This window comes from Calderihabitans maritimus, assembly GCF_002207765.1.
GTDB lineage: Bacteria > Bacillota > KKC1 > Calderihabitantales > Calderihabitantaceae > Calderihabitans > Calderihabitans maritimus.
This window is the reverse complement of the sequence record NZ_BDGJ01000126.1, coordinates 37,475-47,807: the sequence shown is the minus strand read 5'-3', so window position 1 is coordinate 47,807 and position 10,333 is coordinate 37,475. Positions and strand designations below refer to the sequence as shown.

At 47.9% G+C, this 10,333-nt stretch carries 8 protein-coding genes; all 8 read right to left on the bottom strand.

The window, feature by feature from the left end:
* Window positions 1–125: 125 nt before the first annotated feature.
* The 8 genes from fadR to KKC1_RS10985 all read right to left on the bottom strand — a co-directional run bounded on the left by fadR (window position 126) and on the right by KKC1_RS10985 (window position 10,322).
* Window positions 126–734, bottom strand: coding sequence for a fatty acid metabolism transcriptional regulator FadR (fadR, locus tag KKC1_RS11015; RefSeq protein ID WP_088554506.1), 609 nt, complete (start codon window positions 732–734; stop codon window positions 126–128).
* A 105-nt stretch (window positions 735–839) separates the two neighbouring features.
* A complete protein-coding gene (locus KKC1_RS11010) occupies window positions 840–2,582 on the bottom strand; it encodes an acyl-CoA dehydrogenase family protein (protein ID WP_088554505.1) in 1,743 nt (580 codons plus the stop codon).
* Between the two features lie 36 nt (window positions 2,583–2,618).
* Window positions 2,619–3,800 carry a thiolase family protein gene (locus KKC1_RS11005; protein ID WP_088554504.1) on the bottom strand — a complete coding sequence of 394 codons (1,182 nt, stop codon included), beginning with the start codon at window positions 3,798–3,800 and terminating at the stop codon, window positions 2,619–2,621.
* A 12-nt stretch (window positions 3,801–3,812) separates the two neighbouring features.
* The gene (locus KKC1_RS11000; RefSeq protein ID WP_088554503.1) at window positions 3,813–6,230 is read right to left on the bottom strand and encodes a 3-hydroxyacyl-CoA dehydrogenase/enoyl-CoA hydratase family protein; all 2,418 of its coding nucleotides are present in this window, start codon (window positions 6,228–6,230) and stop codon (window positions 3,813–3,815) included.
* Window positions 6,214–7,866, bottom strand: coding sequence for a long-chain-fatty-acid--CoA ligase (locus tag KKC1_RS10995; protein WP_202820047.1), 1,653 nt, complete (start codon window positions 7,864–7,866; stop codon window positions 6,214–6,216). Before KKC1_RS10995 ends, KKC1_RS11000 begins: the two co-directional genes overlap by 17 nt.
* Window positions 7,867–8,055: 189 nt before the next feature.
* Entirely contained in the window at window positions 8,056–8,670 is a 615-nt protein-coding gene (gene nadD, locus KKC1_RS10990) for a nicotinate-nucleotide adenylyltransferase (protein ID WP_088554501.1), read from the bottom strand.
* 108 nt (window positions 8,671–8,778) lie between these two features.
* Entirely contained in the window at window positions 8,779–8,949 is a 171-nt protein-coding gene (locus tag KKC1_RS16330) for a hypothetical protein (RefSeq protein ID WP_192868207.1), read from the bottom strand.
* 116 nt (window positions 8,950–9,065) lie between these two features.
* The gene (locus KKC1_RS10985) at window positions 9,066–10,322 is read right to left on the bottom strand and encodes a glutamate-5-semialdehyde dehydrogenase (RefSeq protein WP_088554545.1); all 1,257 of its coding nucleotides are present in this window, start codon (window positions 10,320–10,322) and stop codon (window positions 9,066–9,068) included.
* Window positions 10,323–10,333 lie beyond the last annotated feature (11 nt).

Here is a 10,333-nt window from a genome sequence, read left to right as displayed (position 1 = left end):
GGCGGGACTTGAACCCGCACGGTGTTCACCACACGCCCCTCAAACGTGCGCGTCTGCCGATTCCGCCACTCCGACACAATTCTTTAATGGCTACATAAACATTATAGCCCCATCCTCAGCACCTGTCAACCAGAAGGAAGTTTTGAATTCACCGCAAGACCGCGGACCAGCAGACGAAACACTTCTTCTACCTGATCCGATAGCCGGTAGTCACGACGCGACAGTACCCAGCAGGTAGCTACTTCGTCCAGCGTACCGAAGATCATCGACCGGGCCAACCGGACGTCAATGTCCGGGTAGAAACAACCGGAGGCCTTCCCTTCGGCCAGGATCTCTTCCATCAACCGAAAATACTCCTTAAGCGGACCTGTGATGGCAGAGCGGATTTCCGGATCGGACTGACGCAACTGTATCTGAATTACCGTTGCCAGGTTCTTATCCGCTTCGAGATGGCTAAAATGAAGTTCAATTAGCCGCTTAAGTTTAGCCACCGGATCGCTCAGTTCCTCCAGTTCTCGCTTAACCTGTTCGATAAAATTACCCATTTTCTCCCGGAAGAGGGAAATTAGTATATCCTTTTTATTTTGAAAATACAAATAAATGGTACCGTCCGCAACTCCAGCCTCGCTAGCAATTTTACTTACCTGAGAGTTGTGGTAACCGTTTTCAGCAAAAACCTTGACCGCTGCCTCCAGGATTAACCCGTATTTGTCACCTGACTTATTGCCCACCATATATCCCGCCTGACTTTAAAAAAATTAGATGCAGCAGGTAACCGGATGTACCTGCCGCTCATTATTATAATCCTGAACAGGCATATAGTAAATGTTTTTTCGTGTTCACACGGTATATTTACCTGCTTCCAAAAGGCGTTGTGCTATCTGTCGCCGTATACCGACCAGATTAACCGGCCGGTACCGGGCAAAACGTTTAAGTACTGATAGTTGTGTCTGCAGTTCATCGCCGGCCAGCATGGCTGACAGAGCTTCTCGCGCCCGCAATTCAACTCTCGGGAAAGTTTCATACACATACACCTGTGCCAGAAGAGATTTAATCCCCTCCGCTTTTTGTTCGGCCATTGCCTTAAAAGCCCGCCCGACAGCACTTTCCATTGCATAAGTTTCAATGCAAATATCGCTCAACATGCCCAAAATTTCCTGCTGTTCCTGAATTTTATCCATATACTTTTGAACCGCCAGGCCACCAACCTGCAGGAAGATTTTTTTGCTTCTGTCCACCAGATCTTGAACTGTCTTCATGGGGTCGCTGTCATTCGACATGGATAATTTCGGTTGCATAATTTCCTTGGCCAATTGCTGAGCGGCTGCCAGCAGAGCCAGTTCTCCCTTTTGGGCCCGGCGGAGTAAGGTTCCCGGAATTAACAGACGGTTAATTTCATTCGTTCCTTCAAAAATGCGGTTAATCCTGGAATCACGGTATATTTGTTCAACCGGATATTCTTTAGTATAGCCGTAACCGCCAAAAATTTGCACCGCTTCATCTGCAACATAATCCAGTGCCTCCGAAGCATGTACCTTGTTGATCGAACATTCCACCGCGTACTCCTGAAGCGCTTGAGCAACATTGCCGTCCTGAGTTTCCGCCAGCATTTTTTCTACCAGTCCTGCCGTACGGTAGACCATACTCTCGGCAGCATATATCTTGGCTGCCATCCGCCCAATCTTTTCCTGAATGAGGCCGAAGTGAGCGATGGGCCGACCAAACTGTTGCCGTTCCAGAGCATACTTGACTGCATGGCTAAAAGCGAGTTTTGCAGAACCAACACAACCGGCAGCCAGTTTGAAACGCCCCAAGTTGAGAATGTTGAAGGCCACTACATGCCCGCGGCCGATTTGCCCCAACACATTTTCCACTGGCACTTTTGCATCCTCAAAAATCAGACTCCGCGTAGAGGACCCTTTTATACCCATTTTCTTTTCTTCGGCCCCCAACGAAAGCCCTTCCGTATCTCGGTCCACAATAAAGGCGGTAAATTTATCACCGTCAATTTTGGCGTATGTCACAAAAACGTCTGCCAGACCGGCATTAGTAATAAACTGCTTAGTCCCGTTGAGAATATAGTATCTTCCGTCCTCGCTGAGCACTGCCTTGGTTTTCGCAGACAAGGCATCGGATCCGGCCCCGGGTTCAGTGAGCGCATAGGCCGCTATCTTCCGGCCGGAAGCCAGGTCAGGTAGATACCTTTTCTTCTGCTCTTCATTACCGAAAAAAACGATAGGTAATGTACCGATTCCGGTATGAGCTCCATGAGCAACGGCGAATGAACCACCAGCAGCAATATTTTCGGCAATGAGGATGGAACAAATTTTATCCATCCCCTCGCCACCGTATTCCTCTGGAACATCTGTGCCTAAAAGTCCCAATTCACCTGCCTGCTCCAGAAGCTGCCGCATCAGACCTTCCTTTTGTTCTTCCAGTTCCTCCATATGAGGTACCACTGTATTTTCCGTAAAATCAGCTACGGTTTGAGCCACCAGGCGATGCTCTTCGGATAAATCCTCCGGGGTAAAAATTTCTGACGGATTGACTGGTTTGATTAAGAATTCCCCGCCTTTTACCATCCTATTGCACTCCTTTCGAAGTTTGTTTTCGTTGTTTTAATTTTCCCTTTCGAAAACACCGGCTGCTCCCATGCCGCCGCCGATACACATACTAACCAGCCCGTACCGTCCCCCACGCCGAGCCAGTTCGTATAACAAGGTAACCGTAAGTTTGGCACCGGTACACCCCAGCGGGTGCCCCAAAGCAATGGCGCCTCCGTTAACATTTACTCGGTCGGGATCTATTCCTAATTCCCGGATAACCGCCAGGGACTGGGCAGCAAAGGCCTCGTTTAGTTCGATCAAATCGACCTCATGCAGGCGCAGACCGGCATACTGCAGAGCTTTGGGAATAGCAACGACCGGTCCGATACCCATAACCTCCGGCGGCACTCCACCTACGGCGTAGCTCCTGAACACGGCCATAGGTTTAATCCCTAAAGCTTCGGCCTTAGATCTACTCATTAGAACTACGGCAGCAGCACCGTCACTGGTCTGGGAAGAATTACCTGCAGTAACCGTGCCGTTAGCGCGAAATACCGGTTTTAATTTAGATAAAGCTTCCATAGACGTATCGGGCCGTACGCCCTCGTCTGTATCAAAAGTAGTTTCATGGCTTATAACTCCCTGGCCTTCTACCCATTCTTTCCAGCTTACCTTCAGGGGAACAATTTCTTCGCGAAAACGGCCTTCTGTAATAGCTGCATAAGCTTTCTGGTGACTTGCCAAGGCGAAAGAATCTTGGTCCTCCCGGCTGATTCCATAACGTTCGGCCACATTTTCTGCAGTCAATCCCATCGACATATAAGCCTGCGGCAAATGTTCCATAAGATATGGATTGGGAGCTGGTTTATTACCGCCCATAGGTACCATGCTCATACTTTCAACTCCACCTGCTACTACCACTTCTGCTAATTCAGTGGCTATTCGCGACGCAGCCAACGCAATAGCCTCCAGACCCGAAGCACAAAAACGATTTACCGTTACTCCAGGAACTGTATCCGGGAATCCGGCCCGGAGTACAACTATTCGGGCCAGATTCATACCCTGCTCCCCTTCCGGAAAAGCACATCCCATAATAACGTCATCGATCTCTTTTGGTTCAAGGCCAGGCACCCTGCGTACTGCTTCCTGTAATACTACTGCCGCCATCTCTTCCGGGCGTGTATAGCGCAAAGTTCCTTTAGGGGCTTTACCTACCGCTGTGCGAACAGCACTAACAATAACAGCTTCCCTCATAAAATCCCCTCCTTAATTTCGCAATGGCTTACCCTTAGCTAACATATGCTGAATACGTTCCTGCGTTTTAGGCTCCCCGAGAAGACTTAAGAAGGCTTCTCGTTCTAAATCCAGAATGTACTGCTCATCGACCATGGTATAAGGAACTACATCTCCGCCCGATATTACGTAGGCAATTTTCCGTGCGATATGAGCATCATATTCAGTTACAAATCGACCTTCTTTCATCGTATAGATCATAAGTTCCAGGGCAGCGTAACCATCGGTACCTAATACCGGAAATTTTCGTGGCATTGGAGGCTGATAGCCCGCAGTTGCCATGGCCAGGGCAGTTTGTTTGGCATCGTATATCAGACGGTCTTCATTCAGCGTTATCTGGTCGGCCGGTCTCAAATAACCCAGTTTTTTAGCTTCCTCAGCACTGGTTGAAACTTTAGCCATGACAATGGTTTCAAAAGCCCGGGCCACCATAGGCTGCAGATCAGCCCGCGGTCCACGCGCCTTCGGGTCATACGGAACGTTTTCGATGGCGCGCAACAACATTTCTTTAGTTCCTCCGCCCGCCGGGAGCAGACCTACACCTATTTCCACCAAACCCAGGTACGTTTCGGCATGGGCTTGAATCCGGTCAGCGTGAAGACAGATCTCACACCCTCCGCCAACCGTCATACGGAAAGGAGCCGCAACCACCGGTTTCCGGCAGTATTTTAACGCCATCCCTGCTTGTTGAAATTCTCGGACCATCAATTCTAACTCATCCCAGTTTCCGTCCTGGGCCTCCAGCAGAAGAAGCAGTAGATTGGCTCCCACCGAAAAGTTACGGCCATGGTTGCCGATAACTAATCCCGCATAATTTTTTTCCACCTCTTCAACCGCCTGTCGAATCATTTCAACAATATCAGCACCGATAGCATTGTTGCGCGAATGAAACTCCAGACAAAGAATACCGTCTCCTATGTCAACTAAACTGGCTCCGGGATTCGACCGAACCAACCGGTTTTGTGCTTTCAGACTAGGCAAATAGATTACATCAACTGGTCGTTCTTCTTCCAAATACTCTCCAGTCTTAAAATCATAGTAATACCGGTACCCGTTTTGGACCGTATAGAAGGAATGTTTTCCACTGTCAAGAAGCTGGCGAATTACCTCCGGAACTTTTTCTCCTTCTTGTTCCAAACGCTCGACCACCTTGGCTACGCCAAGAGCATCCCAGAGTTCGAAGGGCCCAAGTTCCCAGTTGAACCCCCATTTCATAGCCCGGTCCACCGAAATAATATCGTCAGCAATTTCCCTGACCTTTTCCGCAGCGTAAAGCAGTACGTGTTTCACGCTCTTCCAAGCAAACTGACCGGCGCGGTCATTGGCAAAAACCAGCGTTTTGATTCTGCCGGGCAAATCGGGTACTGCTTTGGCAGCCTCCAGGCTGGCCAGCTTAACTTTGCTTTGGGGACGGTACTCCATAGTGTGGTAATCCAATACCAGGATCTGCTTTTCCGGCGTTTTAACTTTCTTATAAAACCCTTGCCCCGTTTTTGCTCCCAACCAGGTACGATCAACCATCGTTTTCATAAACTCTGGAAGTTTAAACATTTCTTTTTCTTTCGGGTCCGAAACGGATTTGGCAATATTTTGGGCTACATGCATAAACACGTCCAGGCCCACCAAATCCAACGTGCGGAAGCTAGCACTCTTGGGTCTTCCCAAAACCGGGCCGGTTAAGGCATCCACCTCTTCGATACTAAGATCGTCCTCAACCATAGCCCGCACAGCCGCCGCCATGGCAAAAACACCGATACGGTTGGCGATGAAATTGGGGGTATCTTTAGCCAAAACCACCCCTTTGCCGAGAACCCGCCGTCCAAAATCAAGCATAAATTCGATCACTTCCGCCCGGGTATCCCGCCCCGGAATGATCTCCAGCAAGCGCATGTAACGAGGCGGATTGAAAAAATGCGTACCCAGAAAATGCTCTCGGAATTCCTCCGACATCCCTTCCACCATCTGGTTGATGGACAGACCGGAGGTGTTAGAACTGACAATAGTGCCTGGCCGGCGGTATTTGGCCACCTTTTGTAGAAGTTCCCTCTTAACGGCCAGGTTTTCCACCACCACCTCAATAATCCAATCTACCTCGGCCAGCCAATCCAAGTTATCCTCCAAATTACCGGGAGTGATCAACTGGACCCTTTCTGGCAGATACAAAGGAGCAGGATTAAACTTAACCAGCCGCTCCTTTGCCTCTCGAGCCAGTCGGTTTCTAACCTCAGTGCTTTCCAAAGTTAGACCTTTTTCTTTTTCTTCAGGAGTCAGTTTTGGCGGAACAATATCCAGCAGGTAGGATTGAATACCGACGTTGGCCAGGTGGGCAGCAATAGTGCTCCCCATCACTCCGGCTCCCAGTACTGCCGCCTTCCTAATTGCGTAGCCCATTGCTTTGCCCCTCCTTGAGTTTCCGATACTCTTCTTCCCTGATTAGACGACGCAAAATTTTCCCCGCCGCAGTTTTAGGTAAACTCGTCCTGAATTCCACCAGCCGCGGCACTTTATAGGCCGCCAGCCTACTCCGGCAAAACTGAATTATCTCATCTTCAGTAGCCGACGCTCCCTCCTTTAACACTATGAAAGCCTTGACCGTTTCTCCCCGGTAAACATCCGGCACCCCTATTACAGCTGCTTCCTGTACTGCGGTGTGCTCATATAAAACTTCCTCCACTTCTCGCGGATAGATGTTAAACCCACTGGCAATGATCAAGTCTTTCTTCCGATCCACAATGTAGAAGTAACCTTCTTCGTCCATTTTGGCAATATCCCCGGTGTAGAGCCAGCCCTCTCGTAAAACCACAGCCGTCTCCTCAGGATTATTCCAGTATCCCTTCATTACCTGGGGACCCTTGATCACCAATTCTCCCTCCTGACCAGGAGAAAGTTCTTTGGTGCCGGTTTCCACATCCATGATTTTGACTTCGGTATCGGGAAAAGGCAAACCAATACTGCCATACTTGCGCTTCCCGATAATCGGGTTGCAGTGGGTTACCGGTGAAGCCTCGGACAAACCGTAGCCCTCTACCAGCATCCCTCCGGTCAGTTCCTCAAACTGCCGTTGTACTTGCACCGGCAACGGCGCTGAGCCGCTGATACAGGCCTTGATAGAACTAAGGTTGTACTTCCGCACTTCAGGGTAATTTATAATGGCCACGTACATTGTCGGTGCTCCGGGAAACAGTGTTATCCGATAACTCTTAATCGTTTCCAACACTTCCTCAACTTCAAATTTGGGCAACAGCACCTGAGGACAACTTAAAGCAAAAGCTACGTTCATGGCCACGGTCATGCCATAGACATGGAACAGCGGAAGGGCGGTCAGCATGCACTCCAAGCCGGGATCCTCAACCGCCGGTTTTAAAAATTCAGCCGTTTGTTGAACATTAGCGACCAGGTTGAAATGAGTGAGCATAACTCCTTTAGGAATTCCCGTGGTGCCTCCGGTATACTGGAGTACTGCCAGGTCTTCCTTAGGGTCTACCGGTATCCCTGGTACAGTCTCCGACCCTTGCCGGAGCAGTTCATCAAAAACAAGGACTCCTTCTTCCGGCGGGCTCGATACCGGCCTGAAATTGAATACTATCACCCGTTTTAACGGCGTGGTCCCCGCTACGGCTTTGATCCGTAGGTACAGCGGTTCATAAACAAAAATAGTCTCCACCCCGGCATTATTAAGTAGGTTTTCTAGCTCCCGTTCGACCGACATGGGATTGGTTTGAACCACTATACCGCCAGCCTTCAGAGTTCCGAAAAAGGCTATAACCCATTGCGGACAGTTTGGTCCCATGACCGCAACTCGGTCACCTTGCCGTACCCCCAAATTCTTCAGGGCGTTGGCAAGCCGGGTGGTTAACTTGCCAAACTCTCCATAGCTTATCCGCTGCCCGTAAAAAATCAAAGCCGGTCGTTCGGGAAAATCGACAGCTCCCCGGTCGGCAAATTCGTACAGCGGAATATTTGGATAGTCCAGATGGTAGCGAAGTGGAGCCGGATAACTGGCTTCCCACGGATAATGTCTACCCATCCTTATCGCCCCTTTCCCTGATGCTGAATGAGTATTCATTCATTTTTAATTAAAGTTTACACCCCATCTCTCTTTTTAGTCAATGCAACGTAAAACCGCCCAGAGCCGAAACCTTCCTTTAACCTTTTAAACGTAACCGTTCAAGTATAATTTTCAACTATTCACCAATTTTTTATGTGCGGATTATTCTCACGGTTCTTCCTTATACAAATTATTTTTATAGATATAATACTCAACCGGTTCCGGCAAAAGGTATTTTATGGGCTCTCCGGTCTTTACCCGTCTTCTTATATCTGTAGAAGAAATGGCCAGGGCAGGTACTTCCATAAAATGAATAACTCTCCTGTATTCTTCCGGTAGAAGGGATAAATTCGTTTGAACTTCCCCAAGATTAAATCCCGGGCGGGTAACCGCTACAAATTGGCACAAACGTACAAGTTCGTCTACGTTTTTCCAGGTAAGAATCTGCAAGATAGCATCGGCCCCGGTAATAAAAAAAATTTTGTGTTTAGGATAAATCCGTTGGAATTGACGAACGGTATCAATGGCATAGGAATATCCTTTGCGTTCTATTTCAGTTCGAGAAACTTCAAAAAAGGGATTGGTAGCTACCGCCAACACAGTCATTAGATATCGGTGTCGGGATTCCGTGATAATTTGTCCTTTCTTATGCGGCGGACGACCAGAAGGAACAAATATTACCTTATCTAACCCGAACTTATAGCGAACGGCTTCAGCCGCAACCAAATGTCCATAATGTATCGGGTCAAAAGTGCCACCCATAATACCTAATTTTGCTGCCATGAATACTAACTCTCCTCCATATTTTTTTCACTATTTTACCAAACATGATTGAAGTGCCGCAATTTTTTATAAAGAAAGAGAACCTCCTTTAGAGGAGGTTCACATGAGCTAGGACCCCTTGTCGAGAAGAACTCTCATGGTTCTTTTTTGAAAATCCTCCCGGCAAGTGTCACATACACACCAGCAAAACTCCTGAGGATCGGGTTCCTCGGCAAGTACCAAGGTGCAAACCTGTTGAGCCAATTCAGCGCCGCAAAATTCACAGCGAATACATTTCATTTTAAAATTCACCTCCATGTATAATTATTTGAAAATTCTGAAAATAATATTTACCATTAATTATATACAAAAAAGCCGCCCGTTTCAACACAGACGGCTGATATATACTGTATTCATTAGGTACGGATCTGCCCATTCCCAAAAATAATATATTTAAAAGTAGTAAGCTCTTTGGGACCCATAGGCCCTCTGGCATGAAGCTTCTGGGTACTTATACCTATTTCTGCTCCGAAACCATATTGGTAACCGTCAGTAAACCTTGTAGAAGCATTTACGTACACGGCAGCAGCGTCTACCGACTGCAGGAAATCTCGCGCCCGTTGATAATTATTTGTAACAATAGCCTCCGAATGTTTTGTTCCGTAATTATGAATATGTTCTATAGCTTCCTGCATATCCTTGACTACCTTAATCGCCAAAATGAGATCCAGGTATTCGGTAGCCCAATCCTCTTTGGTAGCTACCTGAATCTGAGTTAATATTCTTCGGGTTTTTTCGCACCCCCTCAGTTCTACTCCCGCTTCCTCTAAGCGCCGAGCTACCATCGGCAGAAACTTTTCGGCAACAGCCTCATGGACTAAGAGCGTTTCCATAGCATTGCAGACCCCAGGCCTTTGTGTTTTGGCATTTACCACAATGTCGGTAGCCATCTCCAAGTCGGCCTCATCATCAACGTACACGTGACAGTTACCAACACCCGTTTCAATTACAGGTACGGTAGCATTGTTAACCACCGTCTGGATAAGACCGGCTCCCCCTCGAGGAATAAGAACATCAAGAAAATCATTTGCTTTTAACATCACATTAACAGCTTCCCTGTCAGTTGTTTCAATTAACTGGATAGCTCCTTCCGGAACACCGGCATTTTCCGCAGCTTGGCTGATAATCCGCACAATAGCCGTATTTGAATTGATAGCTTCCGAACCACCCCTTAAAATTACTGCATTGCCCGTTTTTAAACACAATCCCGCCGCGTCTACAGTAACATTCGGACGGGCTTCATAAATGATACCTACAACTCCCAAGGGGACTCTCATTTTACCTATCTGGAGGCCGTTAGGTCTTGTCCACATAGATATTATTTCGCCTACCGGATCAGGTAAAGCCACCAAAGCGCGCAGCCCTTCAGCCATATCGCTGATACGTTCAGGGGTAAGCAACAGCCGGTCCAATAGAGCTTTAGACAGATTCTTTTTCCGGGCAGCGTCCATATCAATTTCGTTGGCAGCGATGATTTCTTCCGTTCTTTCTTCCAATAATTTGGCCATGTTTAACAGAGCTTTATTTTTCACATCGGTAGGAAGAGAAGCAAGTTTACGAGCTGCTTCCTTAGCCTTTTGTCCTTTCAATTGGACTTCAGCCTGAACGTTCATTTTATTCATTT

Coding starts and splice junctions, on each gene's coding strand:
- KKC1_RS11005 (WP_088554504.1), bottom strand. CDS start 3,800: ATGAGGGAAGCTGTTATTGTTAGTGCTGTTCGCACAGCGGTAGGTAAA.
- KKC1_RS10985 (WP_088554545.1), bottom strand. CDS start 10,322: ATGAACGTTCAGGCTGAAGTCCAATTGAAAGGACAAAAGGCTAAGGAA.
- KKC1_RS11000 (WP_088554503.1), bottom strand. CDS start 6,230: ATGGGCTACGCAATTAGGAAGGCGGCAGTACTGGGAGCCGGAGTGATG.
- KKC1_RS10995 (WP_202820047.1), bottom strand. CDS start 7,866: ATGGGTAGACATTATCCGTGGGAAGCCAGTTATCCGGCTCCACTTCGC.
- KKC1_RS16330 (WP_192868207.1), bottom strand. CDS start 8,949: ATGAAATGTATTCGCTGTGAATTTTGCGGCGCTGAATTGGCTCAACAG.
- nadD (WP_088554501.1), bottom strand. CDS start 8,670: ATGGCAGCAAAATTAGGTATTATGGGTGGCACTTTTGACCCGATACAT.
- KKC1_RS11010 (WP_088554505.1), bottom strand. CDS start 2,582: ATGGTAAAAGGCGGGGAATTCTTAATCAAACCAGTCAATCCGTCAGAA.
- fadR (WP_088554506.1), bottom strand. CDS start 734: ATGGTGGGCAATAAGTCAGGTGACAAATACGGGTTAATCCTGGAGGCA.